Origin of the sequence: Oceanobacillus massiliensis str. N'diop, assembly GCF_000285495.1 — a bacterium.
Classification (GTDB): domain Bacteria; phylum Bacillota; class Bacilli; order Bacillales; family Amphibacillaceae; genus Oceanobacillus; species Oceanobacillus massiliensis.
Genome location: NZ_HE610977.1, coordinates 74,858 through 93,908 on the forward strand (window position 1 = coordinate 74,858; position 19,051 = coordinate 93,908).

The 19,051-nt window shown below is 41.1% G+C and carries 15 protein-coding genes and 1 pseudogene; all 16 read right to left on the reverse strand.

The window, feature by feature from the left end:
* Positions 1-38 precede the first annotated feature (38 nt).
* The 16 genes and pseudogenes from rny to OMHG_RS06040 all read right to left on the reverse strand — a co-directional run bounded on the left by rny (position 39) and on the right by OMHG_RS06040 (position 18,979).
* Complete coding sequence (rny, locus tag OMHG_RS05965) at positions 39-1,601, reverse strand: ribonuclease Y (protein WP_010649203.1); 1,563 nt, start codon at positions 1,599-1,601, stop codon at positions 39-41.
* A gap of 238 nt (positions 1,602-1,839) precedes the next feature.
* Positions 1,840-2,883, reverse strand: a complete 1,044-nt coding sequence (gene recA, locus OMHG_RS05970; protein WP_010649204.1) for a recombinase RecA — start codon at positions 2,881-2,883, stop codon at positions 1,840-1,842.
* Between the two features lie 144 nt (positions 2,884-3,027).
* Entirely contained in the window at positions 3,028-4,305 is a 1,278-nt protein-coding gene (locus tag OMHG_RS05975; protein ID WP_010649205.1) for a competence/damage-inducible protein A, read from the reverse strand.
* Positions 4,305-4,883 (reverse strand): CDP-diacylglycerol--glycerol-3-phosphate 3-phosphatidyltransferase, encoded by a 579-nt coding sequence (gene pgsA, locus OMHG_RS05980; protein WP_010649206.1) that lies wholly within the window; start codon positions 4,881-4,883, stop codon positions 4,305-4,307. Before pgsA ends, OMHG_RS05975 begins: the two co-directional genes overlap by 1 nt.
* Before the next feature lie 105 nt (positions 4,884-4,988).
* Positions 4,989-5,927 (reverse strand): helix-turn-helix domain-containing protein, encoded by a 939-nt coding sequence (locus OMHG_RS05985; protein WP_010649207.1) that lies wholly within the window; start codon positions 5,925-5,927, stop codon positions 4,989-4,991.
* 17 nt (positions 5,928-5,944) lie between these two features.
* Positions 5,945-6,733 (reverse strand): YmfK family protein, encoded by a 789-nt coding sequence (locus tag OMHG_RS05990; protein WP_010649209.1) that lies wholly within the window; start codon positions 6,731-6,733, stop codon positions 5,945-5,947.
* A gap of 276 nt (positions 6,734-7,009) precedes the next feature.
* Positions 7,010-7,258 (reverse strand): DUF3243 domain-containing protein, encoded by a 249-nt coding sequence (locus OMHG_RS05995; RefSeq protein WP_010649210.1) that lies wholly within the window; start codon positions 7,256-7,258, stop codon positions 7,010-7,012.
* A gap of 78 nt (positions 7,259-7,336) precedes the next feature.
* Entirely contained in the window at positions 7,337-8,056 is a 720-nt protein-coding gene (gene ymfI, locus OMHG_RS06000; RefSeq protein WP_010649211.1) for an elongation factor P 5-aminopentanone reductase, read from the reverse strand.
* Positions 8,057-8,071: 15 nt separating this feature from the next.
* The gene (gene yfmH, locus OMHG_RS06005) at positions 8,072-9,355 is read right to left on the reverse strand and encodes an EF-P 5-aminopentanol modification-associated protein YfmH (protein ID WP_010649212.1); all 1,284 of its coding nucleotides are present in this window, start codon (positions 9,353-9,355) and stop codon (positions 8,072-8,074) included.
* Positions 9,348-10,640 carry an EF-P 5-aminopentanol modification-associated protein YfmF gene (gene yfmF / locus OMHG_RS06010; RefSeq protein ID WP_010649213.1) on the reverse strand — a complete coding sequence of 431 codons (1,293 nt, stop codon included), beginning with the start codon at positions 10,638-10,640 and terminating at the stop codon, positions 9,348-9,350. The genes yfmH and yfmF overlap by 8 nt, the downstream gene beginning before the upstream one ends.
* Positions 10,641-10,793: 153 nt before the next feature.
* Positions 10,794-11,747: an ABC transporter permease gene (locus OMHG_RS06015; RefSeq protein WP_010649214.1), complete on the reverse strand. Its 954-nt coding sequence runs from the start codon at positions 11,745-11,747 to the stop codon at positions 10,794-10,796.
* Entirely contained in the window at positions 11,748-12,794 is a 1,047-nt protein-coding gene (locus tag OMHG_RS06020) for an ABC transporter permease (protein ID WP_010649215.1), read from the reverse strand.
* A complete protein-coding gene (locus OMHG_RS06025) occupies positions 12,781-14,319 on the reverse strand; it encodes an ABC transporter ATP-binding protein (protein ID WP_010649217.1) in 1,539 nt (512 codons plus the stop codon). Before OMHG_RS06025 ends, OMHG_RS06020 begins: the two co-directional genes overlap by 14 nt.
* A 158-nt stretch (positions 14,320-14,477) precedes the next feature.
* Complete coding sequence (locus OMHG_RS06030) at positions 14,478-15,596, reverse strand: BMP family lipoprotein (protein WP_010649219.1); 1,119 nt, start codon at positions 15,594-15,596, stop codon at positions 14,478-14,480.
* A gap of 105 nt (positions 15,597-15,701) precedes the next feature.
* Entirely contained in the window at positions 15,702-16,427 is a 726-nt protein-coding gene (locus OMHG_RS06035; protein WP_010649220.1) for a GntR family transcriptional regulator, read from the reverse strand.
* Positions 16,428-16,692: 265 nt separating this feature from the next.
* A pseudogene (locus tag OMHG_RS06040) lies at positions 16,693-18,979 on the reverse strand (FtsK/SpoIIIE family DNA translocase).
* Between the last annotated feature and the right edge of the window lie 72 nt (positions 18,980-19,051).

Here is a 19,051-nt window from a genome sequence, read left to right on the forward strand (position 1 = left end):
AAAATAAAAACAAAAGCGATCATAGACCGCTTTTGCTTCTATTTTGCATATTCAACTGCTCTTGTTTCTCTGATTACAGTTACTTTAATGTGACCAGGATAATCGAGCTCTCCTTCGATTCGTTTCCTTATATCACGTGCGATGCGAACGGATTCGATATCATCAATTTCATCAGGTCGAACCATAATTCGAATTTCTCTACCTGCCTGGATGGCAAATGATTTCTCTACCCCTTCAAAAGACTCGGAAATTTCTTCCAGTTTTTCCAGTCGTTTGATGTAATTCTCCAAAGTTTCGCTTCTAGCACCCGGTCTTGCAGCAGATAAAGCATCAGCTGCAGCAACAAGCACCGCGATAACGGAAGTAGCTTCTTCATCACCATGGTGGGAAGCAATCGAATTGATGACAACCTCATGCTCTTTGTACTTCATTGCAAGCTCTTTACCGATTTCAACGTGACTGCCTTCTACTTCATGATCAATTGCTTTACCGATATCATGGAGTAATCCGGCTCTTCTTGCCAGTGTTACGTCTTCACCAAGTTCTGCAGCAAGCAATCCTGACAAGTAAGCAACTTCAGTTGAGTGTTTCAGTACATTTTGTCCATAGCTTGTACGATATTTTAAACGACCGAGTATTTTCACTAAATCCGGATGCAGTCCATGCACACCAACTTCAAACGTTGTTTCTTCTCCAACTTCCCGTATATATTCGTCAACTTCACGTCTGGCTTTATCCACCATTTCTTCGATTCTTGCAGGGTGGATTCGTCCGTCTTGTACCAGTTTCTCTAATGCCATACGGGCTATTTCCCGCCTGATTGGATCAAAACCGGATAAGATTACTGCTTCTGGTGTATCATCAATGATTAAGTCGATACCTGTTAACGTTTCTAATGTTCGTATATTACGTCCTTCACGACCTATTATACGACCTTTCATTTCATCATTAGGCAGGTTAACAACAGATACTGTTGTTTCAGCAACATGATCTGCGGCACACCGCTGCAAGGCAAGCGATAAGAGATTTTTCGCTTTCTTATCTGCTTCTTCTTTTGCACGATTTTCAGCTTCTTTAATCATTACAGCAGATTCATGTTGTATTTCACTTTCGATTCGTTCTAAAATAATCTGTTTAGCCTGGTCAGATGTATATCCTGAAATGCGCTCAAGCTCAGTTTGCTGCTCTTGTTTCATAGCTTCCACTTTGCTTTTCATTTCTTCAATTTGTTGTTGTCTCTCTGTTAGGGAGTGTTCTCTCTTCTCTAACATAGATTCACGTTTGTCTAATGTTTCACTTTTTCTGTCCAGATTCTCTTCTTTTTGCATCAGACGGTTTTCATGTTTCTGAGCTTCCATACGCCGCTCACGCAACTCTTCTTCTGTCTGTTGTCTAAGCTTATGATTTTCATCTTTTGCTTCAAGAAGCGCTTCTTTTTTAGTAGCATCTGCATTTCTATGTGCTTCCTCGACAATCTGTTTTGCCAAGGCTTCCGCACTTGAAATTTTAGCTTCTGCAATAGATTTACGTATCAGATAACCAACAACAATACCGACGATCAGAGCAAGCAAAATGGAGATGACTAAGAGAATAATGTCCATGATTTCACCTCCTATTGCTATAAAATTGTACAATTCATATTTGTCGGCATGTAACATTTCTGAATGCATAAAATACCAATTAATTTCATAATAAAAATTATAAAATTATACATCTTTAATATTAATTCCCATAACGAGTAATGTCAAGGAAACGTCACAATTATTTATACTTTCTCTTATTATGGGAAAAGACCTTTTCCACTAGTACTCGGAAAAGGTCTTTTTAACTGCCATGAAATTATACGTCAAGACTGTCCTGAACAGATTCTTCTTTTTCATTTTCTGTATTTGGATCCTCGTCAAGGCTGTAATGTTTACGGATTGCTGCGTGAATCTCACCCATAATGTCTTCATTTTCACGCAGGAAGATTTTTGCGTTTTCCCGTCCTTGCCCGAGTCGTTCTCCATTGTAGGAGTACCATGCACCACTTTTGTCCACAATATCCAGCTCGGAACCCACATCGAGTATTTCACCCTCTTTAGAGATTCCTTCACCATACATTATATCCACTTCCGCTTGTTTGAACGGCGGTGCTACCTTGTTTTTAACGACTTTGATTCTTGCCTTGTTACCAACCATTTCATTACCTTGTTTTAACGTTTCTGCACGGCGCACTTCCAGTCTTACAGAAGAGTAGAACTTAAGCGCACGTCCGCCCGGTGTCGTTTCAGGATTACCGAACATAACCCCGATCTTTTCACGGACCTGGTTAATGAAAATGGCAGTTGAATGTGATTTGTTGATAGCTCCTGAAAGCTTTCTTAAAGCCTGTGACATCAGACGTGCCTGCAGACCCATATGGGAATCTCCCATCTCGCCTTCAATTTCGGCTTTTGGAACCAATGCAGCAACAGAATCGACAACCAGAATATCCACTGCACCGCTTCGAACAAGAGCTTCAGCTATTTCCAATGCCTGCTCCCCTGTATCCGGCTGGGATAGAAGCAATTCATCAATATTTACTCCCAATGCCCTTGCATAGGTTGGATCAAGTGCATGTTCTGCATCGATAAATGCTGCTTGTCCGCCCTTTTTCTGAGCTTCCGCAATTGCATGAAGCGCAACCGTCGTTTTACCGGAAGATTCTGGACCATATATTTCAATAACTCTTCCGCGCGGATATCCGCCTATACCTAATGCAACATCCAATGCCAGCGATCCACTGGGAATCGTGTCCAGTTTTTGCATGGGAGTTTCACCAAGCTTCATCACCGAACCTTTACCGAATTGTTTCTCTATTTGTCTCAAAGCCATATCTAAAGCTTGTTTTCTATCACTCAAAGAAACTACCTCCTTAAATTATCTATCTCCATCATACATTGTTTTAATCTATTTAACAAGAAAAAAACGAATGGATGTTCTTATATTTTTAAACTTAAAATAATGAAACAATAGAATCCTGCCACTTAAACATGGCATCAAAATTCAATTTTGGCCATTGAACTGTTTCATAGATTGCGATTTCAAGTAATTATAAATTATTTCCAGCCCTTTAAGGCAGGCCCTTTTTCTTATCGAGGAACGATTGCCGGTAAATAAATATTGATTCGTGCTGGTGTAGCCATCTTCATCACTGATCGAAATAAATACAGTGCCAGCCGGCTTCCCTTCCAATAGATCTGGCCCTGCAACCCCGGTAAAGCTGATGCCAATCTGTGTTCCAAATAACGTCCTTGCCTTTTCAGCCATCTCCTGGGCACATTCCTCACTGACTGTTCCCTTCGTTTGAATTGTCCGTTCCGATACACCAAGAATATTATGCTTGATTTCAGCAGCATAACTGACGATTCCACCGGGGCATACACTTGATGCACCGCTGACCGACACAATTTTTTCTGTGAAAAGTCCGCCCGTCAAGCTCTCCGCTGCTGAAAGCTGCTTATTCTGCTGTTTAAGAAGATCAACAATAACCTGCTCAATGGTTTGGTCATCAGAACCGAAATAGTAGTCTCCGACCTTACCTAGAATCTGTTCTTTTGATTTTTCCAGCAGATTGACAAGCTGTGCTTCCGTTCTCTCTTTTGCTGTCAGCCTTATAACTACGCCATCTTCCTGGGCAAGCGGTGCAATTGTCGGATTGCTCTGTCCCTGAACGATATCCTTTAGTTCATGTTCCAGTGCAGATTCACCAATGCCAATAAATTTTAGAACTAAAGATTTTATCCTTTGTTCATTACCTGTCAGCCTGCTTAAATATGGCATTATTTCATCAGCTGCTATTTGCTTCATTTCTTTGGGAACACCTGGCAGGAAGAACCATGTCTTGCCTGCTAGTTCAACTCTCATCCCAGGCGCCATTCCAACGTTATTTGCCAGTACAGCAGAACCCTTGAAAACACGGGCCTGCTTGCGATTGTTGGCAGTCATGTTTAATTTGTGGTTCTTAAAGAATAATTCAATCTTGTTCATGGAAGCACGATCTTCTGCCATTTCCAGTCCGCTTATCAGCTGAAAGGCTTCCCTCGTCAAATCATCTTCAGTCGGTCCAAGGCCGCCGGTAACAATAATGATATCGGATCGGTCCTGAGCCTGCCGGAAAACTTCTTCAACCCGTTTCAGGTTATCTCCCACAACAGCATGATTATAGACGTTAATCCCATATAAAGCTAACTGCTGTGATAACCATTGTGCATTGGTATTGGCTATTTGTCCAAGCAATAATTCTGTTCCAACGGCAACAATTTCCGCTTTATACTGTTTCATTATTTGGAATCCTTCATCACATGCCAGTTTTTCACGAAATAATCAACACCCGATACGATGGTAAAGAATAGTGCAATATATAATATGATTATTCCAAATGGGAAATCAATAAAGGAGAACGGAAAATTATGCAATAATAAAACGGCAATGGCAATCATTTGTGTTGCCGTCTTCAATTTCCCCATCTGACCTGCAGCAAGTACGATTCCTTCTCCGGCTGCAACCAGTCGCAAACCTGTAACAGCAAACTCTCTACTGATTATAATGATGACAACCCATGCAGGCGCAAGTCCCATTTCAATCAGCAGGATAAGTGCAGCAGACACGAGCAGTTTGTCTGCCAGAGGATCCATAAATTTCCCTAGATTTGTAACCAGATTATATTTTCGGGCATAGTACCCATCCACCCAATCGGTACCCGCTGCAACGATAAATAACAATGCTGCAATAAAATGTGCTACCGGCAATTCAGCCGCTCCGATGTCCCAACTGCCAAATTCAAAAGGCACCGATAACAAAATGATGAAAACAGGAATCATAAAAATTCGTGATAAGGTTAGTTTATTTGGTAAGTTCATTGGTAAAATTCCTCCTAGTTTTGATTGTGTGATCTGGCTTACAATCAGATAAAACCCTTCCGAAATAATCAAAGGAAGGGTTTTATCTGAAAAAAAACTGTATTGCTATTCGGCCTTGTTGATATTTAAATGCAATCTCTGGTGTACCTTAGAGATATCAACCGGATATTCGAGCGCTTCTCCATTGATTAGAATGTTAAGTGCCGGCGCGTTACCTACATTAAAGTAAATCGCTTCTGCATCACTGACATCCAGTTCCACTGGAGAGGTTTCCGCATTAAAATCAGCATTATATAGAGACTCATCCGTACCTTCATTTCTGATTTCGAGCCATGTGTGGTCATCAGCATTTGAAGATTCCAGTGTGATAATCACTTCATCCGGGGCATCATTCAATTCCAGTGTAGATTCTGGTGATTGACCTGTTCCCTCTTCGGCAACGGTTATTTCGGCTTCCGATGGTTCTTCTTCAGGATCATCGGATGCATCGCCATCTTCTGAATTTTCCTCATCAGTATCTGTTTCTTCTGCATCTGTTGCTCCCTCTTCACTTTGATTTTCGTCACCAGAATCAGATCCCGTATTATCCGGATTTGTGATGATGACATTATTGTCTTGAGGCTCTTCAACAGGTTCAGATCCATTTTCAGACGTATTTTCCCTGATAAACCACCATGTAACTGCCACAATCCCTATTATAAGCAAAGCGACAATTATCATTGGTATGACAGAAGAAATTCCGGGCCCCTTGTCAGTACTCTGTTCTTTCCTTGTACGCTGCATTCTTGTGTATTGGACATTTTCCTCTTCCGTGCTGGGTATTTCTTCTTTATATTCCTCCAGCAGTTCATTGGAGTCCAAGCCGACTGCATTGGCATATTCTTTTATGAACGCCCTTGCATAAAATTTCCCTGGGAGAATATGCAGATTTCCCTCTTCAATAGCAAGCAAATATCGTTTTTGTATCTTTGTTGTCTCCTGCAGGCTGTCCAGCGACAGTCCGCTTGCAAGACGTGCTTCCTTAAGCTTCGCCCCTACATCCATAAATAACACCTTCCATTTTAGAAATCGAACATAGATAAGCCGCTTTGTTCACTGAATTCCTTCTTAATCGGCTCATATGTAATTTCTTCCTCTTCATCTGTTCGTAATTCAATAATATAATCAAAATCATCCATATTATATTCTGTAGACTGCACAAAAATATCCGGATGCTCCACAACCTTAATGGCGGGAAGCTGCATGATTTCCCTTATCAATTGCCAATGCTTCTCATTAGCCTTCCTTTTGGAAACTACTCCATCAATAATATAAATATTATCAGGGTTATATTCCCCTTCAATCAACTGGCTTCGCACCGTCTGCTTTATCATCGTACTGGAGACAAATAACCATCGCTTATTTGCACAAACACTTGCAGCAACAATCGATTCCGTCTTCCCGACCCTTGGCATGCCGCGTATTCCAATTAGCTTATGTCCCTCTTGCTTATACAGTTCAGCCATGAAATCGACGAGCAGTCCGAGCTCACCCCGAACAAAACGGATTGTTTTTTTATCATCACTATCTGTATGGATGTACTTCCCATGGCGGACAGCCATTTTGTCCCTTAATTTCGGCTTCCTCAATTTAAACAATTTGATCGTATCCATTGTTTGCAGAATCGATTTTAACCTTGAAATATTTTCATCATATTGTGAAAGAAGCAGCATTCCTCTGCGGGAATTCTCAACTCCATTGATTGTTATGATATTAATGGACAGCATTCCTAATAAAGAGGAGATATCTCCTAATAATCCAGGACGGTTTATAATATTTTCATATTCGAGATACCATTCTGTTTTTTCCATAGCGAACCCCTTTATTTTACCACTTTCCCTATTTTAAGCAATTAATACCTATACATATTCAATCATATAAGATTCTTTCTATTAGTAATATAACATTATTTTCTATTTTTCTAAATAGCATTGCCGTATGTTTCCAAATTTTTTAATCATAGAAAAATCCGCATATTTCTGGAGAGACCTAATTAAATGAGACAGAGGAAAAAGCACCCCTTAGTCGTATATAAACACTAACGACTATTAGGAGGTGCTTTTTTCGTGGATGATTTTATTTACTCGTCACTTATTGTGTACAAGCTTGATCATAATATTTGCGATTGCTTGTTGTTCCTGTTCAGATGCAGCACTCCATAGCTCTTTTAAAACAGCCTCTTCGCCATTTTTGGCATCTACACTTTGCGCCAGGTAATCTCCCACTTCAGCAGCAACGTTTGAAATGGTTTTCTGATCCATTCCTTGCTGCTCTGCCTGTTGAAGCCGATCAGCCAAAAAACCCTTCCATGAATCGAAATTATCAAGAACTGACATTGGCATGCCTCCTCTATTCATTTTATCCTGCATAGTATTTGATGTTTCCGATTATTTATGCAGGATAAACAGCGTTTTCTACCATCCTCCCGTAATATTGATAATTTCGCCCTGAATATAGCTTGATCTTTCATCGAGCAGAAAGCTGACAGAGTGGGCAACTTCACTGGGAAGTCCAGCTCGGTTCAAAGGTATTTCGCCGACGATTGTCTGCCTTTCTTCGTCAGTTAGATGACCATTCATCTTCGTATCAATAAAGCCTGGGCTGATTGCATTGACAGATATTCCAGAAGGTGCAGCCTCCTTTGCAAGGGCTTTTACAAAACTGTTCTGTGCACCTTTAACCGATGAATAGATGACTTCAAAGCTAGCCCCCGTGTTCCCCCAAATAGATGTAATTAAGATTATCTTCCCGCGTTTCCGTTGTATCATGGAAGGCAATAGATATTTGGAGATCATCCACGGGGCCTTCACATGCAGCGTAAGCATGTTATCCATGACATCCTCCGCAGTATCCTGAAACAATCCGTAGTGCGCACTTCCGCCGGCAAACACAACATGGTCAACAGGCAATACAAGCTTTGTAAGGAAATGTCTGATTTCATCACTCCTGCTTAGATCTGCCTGAATAACGGAAAGTATTGTCTCCGCACTCAACTTTTCTCTTAATGCATCTATTTTCTGTCTGTTTTGATTATAGTGAAGCAGAATATTATAGCCATCCATTGCAAGACGTTCTGCAATCGCAATCCCGATATCGCCGCTCGCACCGATGATTAAGACATTCTTCCCCGTCATATAACTATACGCTCCTTACTCAGCAGCAATCGTACAGACTGCCAAACGCTCTTCGCTTATCCAATTTTTCATAAAATCATTGGCATCATCCAATGTCAATTTCTGAATGGCAGGAATAACCTCAAATAGGTTGATGCCTGCTGTATGATAGGAAACATATTTATTTGCAATAAACTCCAAGGAATTCATCGCTCTTAATAATTGTCCTATTTTCTTTTTCTTCATCCGTCCAAATTCTTCGTCTGTTAGCTGCATCTGATTGGTGGACAACAATAAAGCCTTAACCTTGCCAGCAAATTTATCCGGATCAGCGGTATTGCTCCCAACCATGGAATAACCGAAATTCCTTTCCAGATTCGATTCAAAATAGAAACTGTCATCGATGAGGTTTGTCTTATACAATTGCTGATAAAACGATCCACCCGTCGAAAAGAAATGGCTAAGCATCATATTTCCCAAGAGATCACGGCGCAGAAATTCATCTGCTGCCAGTTCTTCACTTGCATCCTTAATACCAACTGTACACTTCGGAATGGAAACCGGCATGATGATTTTATTTTCTTTCATAGCAACTTCTTCTGGTTCCTCAGGAAAGGTTCGCTTAAGCTCTGCCATATCCATAAATGATTTCTTTTTCTGATTAGTTTTAATCATCTCCATCATCTTGTCCGCATCAAAATTACCTGCAACAAATAACGACATATTCTCGGGATGATAGAAGGTATTATAGCAAGTGTACAGATCATCTTTCGTAATCGACATAATGGAATCCACTGTCCCAGCAATATCAATCTTTACCGGATGGTTCTTGAACATGCTTTTAATGGTGCCCATAAATGACTGCCAATCCGGCTGGTCATCATACATTTTGATCTCCTGAGAAATAATCCCTTTCTCCTTTTCGACAGATTTCTCGGAAAAATAAGGATCTTGTACAAAATCGATTAACGTCTCCACGTTTTTTTCAATCTGGTCTGTTGCCGAAAATAAATATGCAGTCTTGCCAAATGAGGTGAATGCGTTCGGCGAAGCACCCAGCTTTCCAAAATCTGCAAACACATCCCGATCTTCTTTTTCGAAAAGTTTATGTTCCAGAAAATGGGCGACCCCTTCCGGCACATTAATTTCCTCTGTTTCACCTATTGGCACAAAGGTTTGATCAATCGATCCGTAATTTGTGGAAAAGATGCCATAAGCCTTGGCCATTTCCGGCTTTGGCAATAAAAAAACGGTCAGACCATTATCCAGTTTTTCCGAATAGATTGTCTCGGCTATATCCTGATATGTCTGTTTATTCATCATTTGACCCTCCTTCACTCGTCAATAAGTACACCGTATCCTCTTCAATTTTTTCCGCTATCTGAACAACCTGTTCCTTTGTGACATTTCTTATTCCATCGATTAATTGTTCTGGTGGCATCGTTTTATTTCCGACAACCTGCTGATACAGCATTTCAATCAAACCTTGAGGGTGGTCCATTGTTTCTTTCAGCTGATTGATAATCAATTCCTTTGTCTCAGACAGTTCCGTTTCAGTAAAGTCACCATCTTTCATGGCTATGACCTGTAAACGAATAATATCCCTTGCCTTCTCGAAATCCTCCGGCGCAATTCCGCTGAACACAAACAATAATCCCTTATGGCTTTCGAGTCGGGAAGATGCATAATAGGCGAGGCTGTTTTTTTCCCTGACATTAATAAACAGTTTCGAGCTTGGAAATCCGCCGAATATGCCATTGAACACCTGAAGTGCGAAATAATCGTCATCCTTGAACAATGTATTGGTCCGATATCCGATATGCAGTTTGGCCTGCTGGACATTCTGCTTTTCGATGACTTCCTTCGGTTCTTCCGACTTTTTATTGGCTTTGGATATTACCTGGTTCTGATTGTCCTGTTGCTGTTCTCTATGCATTTCGGATGTAAGCTTTTGCTTTATTGAGTCCTCATCAAAATCACCAAGAACATATAGATCCAATTCATCCTGCTTCAGAATTGATTTATAGTAAGCATATAACGCTTCGTTCGTAAGATTATTCAGATCTTCCTCATATCCATGGACATGGAGCTGGTATGGTTCATCTTTACACATTTCATCAATGAGTCTCCTATTGGCATAGCTCATCTTATCGTCCTTAACTGCATGTATCTTTTGCTTTAATGTATCTTTTTCCCGATTGAATATCGCCTCATCAAATCCATTTTCTTTGATGTTCGGCTTAAACAATACTTCACTGAAGAGACTAAGCGCATCATCGATAATTGCCGATTCATCTGGAATGAATTTTTCATTCGCAACTTCCAGGCGAATGGAAATGATATGGTTCTCCCCTTTTTTCGATCCATCAGCAGATAGCACTGCTCCATATAAATCATCCAATTTCAGCTGAAGCTCACTTCTGCTCGGATAATTTTTGGTCGCTTGCTTCAGGATATAAGGCAGAAGTGCCCGTTTGGTGATGGTTTCCCTCTCCAAAGGTGCCCGTAACTTAGCTACAATGTTAATTGTTTTGTATTTTTTGCTTTGTATAAAATGAAGTTTCAGACCGTTTTCTTGTAATTTCTTTTCCTGAATGGTATCCATATATATCCTCCGATACTATGTAAGTTTAGTTCCCCATCGAATATTTTGCACATTTTTACCAGTTGTCATCCATTATACGGCAAAAAAAACGGACTTGCTATTAAAAGCAAGTCCGTTCGCACACTATATTCTTTAAAAATCTTCGTAAAAAATTTATCTGTTCCCTTTTATATACGGCTCTCCATTAGCCCGTGGTGCATCCGCACGGCCGATAAATCCTGCAAGGGCCAGAATGGTCAATACATATGGCGCAATCAGCAGGAATATTTGCGGCACATCCTGAAGAACAGGGATGCTTGAGCCGATAACACTCAAACTTTGAGCGAAACCGAAGAATAATGCTGCACCCATTGCTCCAAGCGGATGCCATTTTCCAAAAATAACGGCCGCCAACGCCATAAATCCTTGTCCGACAATAGTCGAATGCGAGAAATTTGAAGCGATTGTGAGCGCAAATATGGATCCGCCCAATCCACCAAACGCCCCGGAAATGATTACTGCTGTATAACGCATACGCGAAACATTAATACCGTTCGTATCTGCAGCCATCGGATGTTCGCCCACCGCACGGAGCCTCAGACCGAATGGGGTTCGATACAAGATAAACCAGGCAGCAAAGGCAACGATAATCGCCAAGTAGGATGTAATATAAATTCCTTGGAAAAAGATAGAACCGATAACAGGAACCTCAGAAAGAAAAGGAACATCGGTTGTATAAAATGGCCGGTCCACCATATCTGTCTGTCCTTTACCATACCACTGTTTCGTCAGATAAACACCAATACCTAATGCAAGCATATTTATCGCCACACCACTTACCACCTGACTTGCATGGAAGGAAACGGATGCAATAGCATGGATGATTGAGAAAATAGCGGAGACAACCATCGCTGTAAGGATTGCCAGCCATGGTGTCCAATCTCCAAAAACATCTGCAAACGTCAGATTGAAGACGATACCGACAAATGCGCCCATTACCATAAGACCTTCAAGTCCGATGTTGACGACACCGGATCTTTCACTGAACACTCCACCTAATGCGGTGAAAATCAGTGGTGCTGAATAAAATAGCGTTGTAGGGATGACTGACTGTAATATTTCAATCATTTATTTCCCCTCCTTTTTAAAGCGAAGAATAGCCCAGCGAATGATATAGCCAGATGCTACAAAGAATATGATCAAGGCAATAATAATATCGACAAGCTCAGTTGGAACACCGGCACCGGTAGGCATTTCTCCTGCACCCTCTTTTAGAGCACCAAATAGGAAGGCAGCGATAACTACACCAAAGGCAGTGTTCGCACCGAGTAATGCAACGGCAATTCCATCAAAGCCCATGTTCGGAAAGCTCGACATTACGGAAATAGTTCCATAGGTTCCAAGACCTTCCATCGCACCGGCAAGACCAGCGAATACCCCTGCGATTACCATCGACAATATGATATTTTTACTTACATTCATTCCTGCATATTGTGAGGCATGCTGATTAAATCCAACTGCCTTCAATTCATATCCGATTGTCGTTCGTTGGATGATGAACCACATAATCACTGCAGCAAACAATGCAAGCAAGATTCCGTAGTGAACCCGGGAATAAAACGTTATGCTCTGCAAAAACTCAGATGCAAGCGATGCTGATGCCGGAATAGCCTCCGTTGTAGTCTGACCTTCTGTTAAAACAGATCTGATAATTTCATTCGTCACATATAAAGCAATATAGTTCATCATGATCGTAACAATTACTTCGTGCACACCAAGCTTCGCCTTTAGGATCCCAGGGATAAATGCCCAAATTGCACCTGCAATCGCCGCCGAAAGAATGGCAAGCGGCAGATGAATATAAATCGGTGCATCAACAGCCAGTCCAACCCAAACAGCCGCCAGCCAACCTACGATTACTTGGCCCTCAGCTCCAATATTAAATAGTCCAGTACGAAAGGCAAAAGCGATGGAAAGACCCGTCAGAATATAGGGAGTCGATCTTCTAATGGTTTCACCTAATGTATACGAGTCACCAAATGCCCCGTTCCATAACGCTCCGTAGCCCTCTATCGGATTAAAACCCGATACTAGCATAATAATAGCACCCGCCAATAATCCAAGAATAACGGATACAATCGGTATTAATAACGTATATAACTTATTTGACGACATTCGTTTCACCCGCTTTCACTTGACTGCCAGCCATCAATAAACCAAGCTCTTGTTCAGTCGTTTCTTCGGGCTTCACTTCGGCCACGATCTTTCCATCAAACATGACTGCTATCCGATCACTTACATTCATGATCTCATCCAGTTCGAAGGAAATAAGAAGGATGGCTTTACCTTTATCCCGCTCTTCTATCAATTTTTTATGAATGAATTCAATTGCACCTACATCAAGTCCTCTCGTAGGCTGAGCAGCTATCAGCAGGTCCGGCGAACGGTCCACTTCACGTCCGATGATTGCTTTTTGCTGATTTCCGCCCGAAAGCGCCCTCGCCTTTGTGAAAACACTTGGAGTTCGCACATCATATTCTGCGATGAGCTTTTCAGCCTTGTTGAAAATCTCTTTATAGTTCAAGACTTTCGCTTTTGAATATGGCTTTTTATAATAGGTTTGAAGGACCATGTTCTCGCCGATGGAATAGTCCAGCACCAAACCGAATCTATGTCTGTCCTGCGGTATATGACCTACGCCGCTTTCGGTTACTTTTCTCGGACTTTTATTGGTAATATCTCTATCATTTAATTTTATTTTGCCGGATACCGATTTTCTCAGTCCGGTAATTGCTTCAATCAATTCAGATTGCCCATTACCATCCACACCCGCGATGCCAACAATTTCACCAGCATGCAGTTCTAGATTAAGACCTTTAACCAATTCTACTTTTCTCGAATCTCTTACAACTAGATTATCCACCGTAAGGACTGTTTTCCCCGGGGCAGCCTCTGTCTTTTCTGTTTTGAAATTAACTTCCCTGCCAACCATAAGGGAAGCAAGTTCATTGGCATCTGTATCGGCAACATCTACTGTACCAATACCTTTTCCTTTGCGGATAACTGTACATCGATCACAGACATCCATGATTTCCTTAAGTTTGTGCGTAATCAATATGATGGATTTTCCTTCTTTTATAAGGGATCGCATAATGCTCATCAATTCGTTTATTTCTTGTGGGGTCAGTACTGCCGTAGGTTCATCAAAGATAAGTACTTCCGCTCCGCGATACAAAGTTTTCAGAATCTCTACACGCTGCTGCATACCTACAGAAATATCGCTAATTTTAGCATCTGGATCAACTTTAAGACCATAGCGGTCAGAAATTTCCTTAATCTCATTTCTTGCTTTTTCAATATCAATTATTCCAGTCTTTTTGGTCGGTTCGTTTCCCAGAACAATATTCTGAGTTACTGTAAATGGCTCCACAAGCATAAAATGCTGATGCACCATTCCGATTCCTAGGTCATTAGCAATATTCGGATTCGTAATGTTTACCTTTTCACCATTAACACGAATCTCACCCTGTTCCGGTTGATACAATCCAAATAAAACATTCATTAAAGTAGATTTCCCTGCACCATTTTCACCCAATAAAGCATGGATTTCTCCTTTTTTCAGCTGAACAGTAATGTTGTCGTTAGCAACAATACCCGGAAATTCTTTTCGTATGTTCAGCATCTCAATGACATATTCCACCGGTCTTCACCCCTTTATAATCTAGTATATCTTTTACTGGTTATTTGCTCTGTGAAAAAATCACCAAATAAAAAGGACGGCAATCCCCATCCTTTTTAGTTGAAGATTTTATACAACATAATGGAAGAAGGCTTATGTAAGCCTTCTTCCTCAATTATTTAAAGTGCTTCTTCAAATGCTGCCAATTCTTCGCGGGTCTGCGGTACTTCAATCTCACCGTTTAGAATTTTTTCTTTCCAATCGTTTACCGCATTTATAATATCTTCTGTCATTGCCTCTGTGTTTGTTTCAGCAATAGCAATACCTTCTTCTTCAATACCGAATTCAATTTGCTCTCCACCAGGGAACTCATCGGATACAAGCAGTTCAGAAACTTCTTGTACTGCTACGTCTACACGCTTGATCATAGAAGTCAATGTAACATTATTATCATCAATTTGACCTTCTTCGTGCTGGTCACGGTCAACACCAATTACCCAGATTTCACGTTCAGGATCATTTTGCTTAATGTCTTTAGCTTGGTTGAATACACCATTACCAGTACCGCCGGAAGCATGATAGATAACATCTATTCCATTGCTGTACATATTTGATGCAATCAATTTACCTTTGGCTGGATCTCCAAAATGTTCGGCATACTGGACGTCAACTTCAATGTCCGGATTAATAGATTTGGCACCAGCAATAAAACCAGCTTCGAATTTATTGATTAACGGAGAATCTACACCACCGACAAAACCTAGCTTGTTAGTAGTTGTTTTACTTGCTGCAGCAACACCAGCAAGGAATGACCCCTCATGCTCTTTAAATGTAATGCTTACTGCGTTGGGAGCCTCTACAGTTTCATCCACCAACGCGAATTTTGTATCAGGGAATTGCTCAGCAGCTGTTTGAAGATCCTCTTTTAAAAGGAATCCTGTTGCAATAACCAAGCTGTACTCATCACGAACAAGACGGGTAATGTTCGGCATGAAGTCTGCAGGTCCTGCTGACTGTGCATAATCATAGCCATCGCCTTTTGATAGACCGTACTTCCCTCCCCATGCTTCAATACCTTCCCAAGCAGATTGGTTAAATGATTTATCATCTACCCCACCTTGGTCTGTTACTAAACCAACACTATAATCTGTTGAAGCCTCTTCTTCTGTTGCGGCAGAATCATCTTCACCGTTTTCCGGTTCTGCAGTTTCTTCTTCATCCGAACCACTGCCACAAGCAGCCAATACAAGTACAAAACCAAGCAATAAAGCAAATAATAACAACTTACTGTTCTTCATTTAAATGCCCCCTCAATAAATTATTGTTGATAATTCTGACAAAAAAATCAATGAAACCCGCTGCCATCTATTTGTGCCCATCACCTCCCAAAAACTGCCCGGGTTCTACACTCGTTTTCTTAGAACATGGAAACTGAAAACATCTGAACGAAAATAATTGGAAGAATAAAGCACGGCTTCATCATTGCTTGTATAGTGTACCTGTTTAAGCAAAAGCAGTGACTGATCCGGCACACAATCCAAAATGCTGTAGATGCGCTCATGATAGCTGATTGGTTCGATGTATGTAACAGCATAAGATATTCTTTTATTTGCGTTTTCTTCCAATAATCTGAAAATGGAAGCATTCTCGTGCACGTGTTCAATCGGGATCAGGTCAGCAGGCACTTTGTCAATACAAAATACAACAGGTTTATTGTCAGCTGTTCGGACTCTTTCAATTTTGGCTAGGGTATCTATCTTTTTTGGGGAGAACCTTGTTCTGTCTTCTTCAGTCGCTTCTATTAATTCAGCAGATAAATATTGAGAACCGGCAGTCTTGCCTGAATGCTCAATCATTTGCGTGACGCTTTTCAATTCTTCAATACCCGACGAGAAAATGGGCTTCGCATTCACAAACGTTCCAACACCGTGCCTTCTCTTTACCACATTGTCTTCTTCCAGGATACGCAGAGCCTCTCTCAGAGTCGCTCGTGATACACCAAGTTGCTTAGACAGCTGATATTCTGACGGCAGTTTTTCCATTTCACTGTACCTGCCATTTTCAATATCTCTGGTAATTTCATCGATAACCTGTAAATACAGGTGTCTTGAATCTGTTTTAATCGACACAAAATCCCCTTCTTTCCCGCCCCTAAAAAATAAAGAGATCTGACCTCTGACGTATGACTCTTTGTCCGTCATTAATATTACCATTATTAAATATATAAATAAATAGGAATAGGATAAATTTCTTAAAAAAATCGCCCATATCTGACAATTATAGACATAAAGAGGCAGACTGATAGAATCATTTTCTACCAATCTGCCTCTTTTCCGGTCTTTCACATATGGGAATGGATACGGATTTCCCTCTCACTTTTCATGTTGGAAAATCTCAGGAAGTTTTCTCTTCTGTAGCTGATTGAGAGACTAATACCGTTCTTGGCTTACTTCCTTCATACGGACCAATGATGCCCCTTGCTTCCATTGCATCAATCAGACGGGCAGCACGAGTGTAGCCGATTCTGAATCTTCGCTGCAGCATGGAAACACTGGCGCTTTGCATCTCAATAATCATCTGGACAGCATCATCATAGAGTTCGTCATCCACCTCTTCTACCATTTCATTCGTATCCTCTGGAATCATTTCCTCTTGATAGGAAGCCTTCTGCTGGTCAATACAATGGTCTACAATTCGCTCAACTTCTTCATCTGACAGGAATGCCCCTTGAACACGGGTTGGTTTTGAAGAACCAACCGGCATAAACAGCATATCCCCTCGTCCGAGCAATTTCTCCGCTCCGCCAAAATCAAGTATCGTACGCGAGTCCGTCTGGGAAGACACACTGAAGGCAATTCGTGACGGAATATTCGCTTTGATTACTCCTGTTATTACATCGACTGATGGCCTCTGTGTGGCGATTATCAAATGGATTCCAGCAGCTCTGGCCATTTGTGCCAATCTCGTAATCGAATCTTCCACATCACTGGAGGCAACCATCATTAGATCGGCAAGCTCGTCCACCAGAACAACAATATAGGGCAAGTTAGGCTGTATTTCTTCTGAAGATAGATTGAACTTCCGGATATATTCGTTATATCCTTCTATATTACGTGTTCCAGTATCAGAAAAAAGATCATATCTTCTTTCCATCTCTGAAACTACCTTTTTGAGCGCTCTTGATGCTTTTTTGGGATCTGTTACAACCGGAGCCAATAAATGCGGGATACCATTATATACATTCAGCTCCACCTTCTTCGGATCGATCATCATCATTTTCACTTCGTGTGGCTTTGCACGCATTAGGATACTTGTAATAATGCCGTTTACACAAACACTTTTCCCGCTGCCTGTGGCACCTGCTATCAGCAAATGCGGCATCTTATTCAATTCACCGACAACGGCTTCACCAGAAATATCCCTGCCTAAGGCATAGAGCAGTTTAGCCGTTTTGTTGCTCCACGTCTTGTCCAATACTTCCCGCAGAGATACCATGGCAATTTCCTGGTTAGGCACTTCAATCCCTACAGCGGATTTTCCAGGTATAGGTGCTTCAATCCGAATATCTTTTGCAGCTAGTGCCAGTGCAATATCATCATGAAGTCCCACGATTTTGCTAACCTTGACACCAGCCTCTGGTGAGACTTCATATTTTGTTACGGCAGGACCTACATGTACCTTTGTAATTTTTGCCTTTACCCCCGAAACTCTTAAACGTCCGGTCCAGCTTTCTGGCTGTTGCCTGAATCTGGGATTTTTCCTGCTGCTGGGAATTATGGGCTGGTTCAGCCAAGAGATTAGGAGACGGCAAGACATAATCGTAATTTTCAGTTGCAGTCATCGGCATTGGATGATCAAGATCTTCTGCTTCCTCCGGCTCCTGTTGTTCTGATTCAGCCATATCTGTTCCCTCCGGCTCACTATCCGGCTCGGGTGCTGCATAAGCAATATCTGTAAAATCATTGATGAAAGGTTCCTCCTGCTCCTGGAGTCCTTCTTCGCCCATTTCCTCTTCTGGCTCCGTCTGCTTCCTTTCTGCTTTATGCTGCTTCTTTTCAGTTCTCGACTCTTTCCATTTCATTATCTGATTGGCAAAAAATAACCTTACTTTTGCAAACAGTTTTGCAAAAAGATCACCAACAGACAGCTCCGTTATAAATATAATACCTATTAGCATGGAAAATACAGCAACAATCTTCGCACCTGCCAATGAAAAAAGATAATTGCAAAATGCAAAGATGATTGCACCAGCCATTCCCCCGCCTATCTGGATCGCTGTACCAGTTCCATTCATATAGGTGACGAAATTCGTCCATGTTGTACCAATAACGGAGGTATTTTCAACAGATACTCGTAAACTTTCAAACATTTGAATATGTGTAAGCAGTAATATTCCTGCAAACAAAATATAGAAACCTACCATTTTTCTGCTCCAGAAATCCGGAAATTTCCGTTTAACCAATAATAGCATCCCTGTAATAAACAGAAAAACAGATGCAACAAAATACCAGATTCCTAGAAACAATTGAAAGAAATGCTCAAGCCAGCCTGGAATTGCTCCATCACTGATTGCACTTGCGCCACTTCCGAATATGGACAGAAAGATAAATAGTAGTCCAAGCAGCTCCAATTTCATTAGTTTTGATTGCTTTTTAGTTCTTCTTTTCTTTTTTCTAGCCATCTTTCCACCTCAATCATAACAACTTATCTGAATAGTAAACCCTTGCTTTCAAATTGGCAAGGGTGTAAATTA

Excerpts from the sequence above, each read along its gene's own strand:
- pgsA (WP_010649206.1), bottom strand. The coding sequence starts at position 4,883 with ATGAACTTACCAAATAAACTAACCTTATCACGAATTTTTATGATTCCT.
- yfmH (WP_010649212.1), bottom strand. The coding sequence starts at position 9,355 with ATGAATAAACAGACATATCAGGATATAGCCGAGACAATCTATTCGGAA.
- OMHG_RS05995 (WP_010649210.1), bottom strand. The coding sequence starts at position 7,258 with ATGTCAGTTCTTGATAATTTCGATTCATGGAAGGGTTTTTTGGCTGAT.
- ymfI (WP_010649211.1), bottom strand. The coding sequence starts at position 8,056 with ATGACGGGGAAGAATGTCTTAATCATCGGTGCGAGCGGCGATATCGGG.
- rny (WP_010649203.1), bottom strand. The coding sequence starts at position 1,601 with ATGGACATTATTCTCTTAGTCATCTCCATTTTGCTTGCTCTGATCGTC.
- OMHG_RS05975 (WP_010649205.1), bottom strand. The coding sequence starts at position 4,305 with ATGAAACAGTATAAAGCGGAAATTGTTGCCGTTGGAACAGAATTATTG.
- OMHG_RS06015 (WP_010649214.1), bottom strand. The coding sequence starts at position 11,747 with ATGATTGAAATATTACAGTCAGTCATCCCTACAACGCTATTTTATTCA.
- yfmF (WP_010649213.1), bottom strand. The coding sequence starts at position 10,640 with ATGGATACCATTCAGGAAAAGAAATTACAAGAAAACGGTCTGAAACTT.
- OMHG_RS06020 (WP_010649215.1), bottom strand. The coding sequence starts at position 12,794 with ATGTCGTCAAATAAGTTATATACGTTATTAATACCGATTGTATCCGTT.
- OMHG_RS05990 (WP_010649209.1), bottom strand. The coding sequence starts at position 6,733 with ATGGAAAAAACAGAATGGTATCTCGAATATGAAAATATTATAAACCGT.
- OMHG_RS06030 (WP_010649219.1), bottom strand. The coding sequence starts at position 15,596 with ATGAAGAACAGTAAGTTGTTATTATTTGCTTTATTGCTTGGTTTTGTA.
- OMHG_RS05985 (WP_010649207.1), bottom strand. The coding sequence starts at position 5,927 with ATGGATGTAGGGGCGAAGCTTAAGGAAGCACGTCTTGCAAGCGGACTG.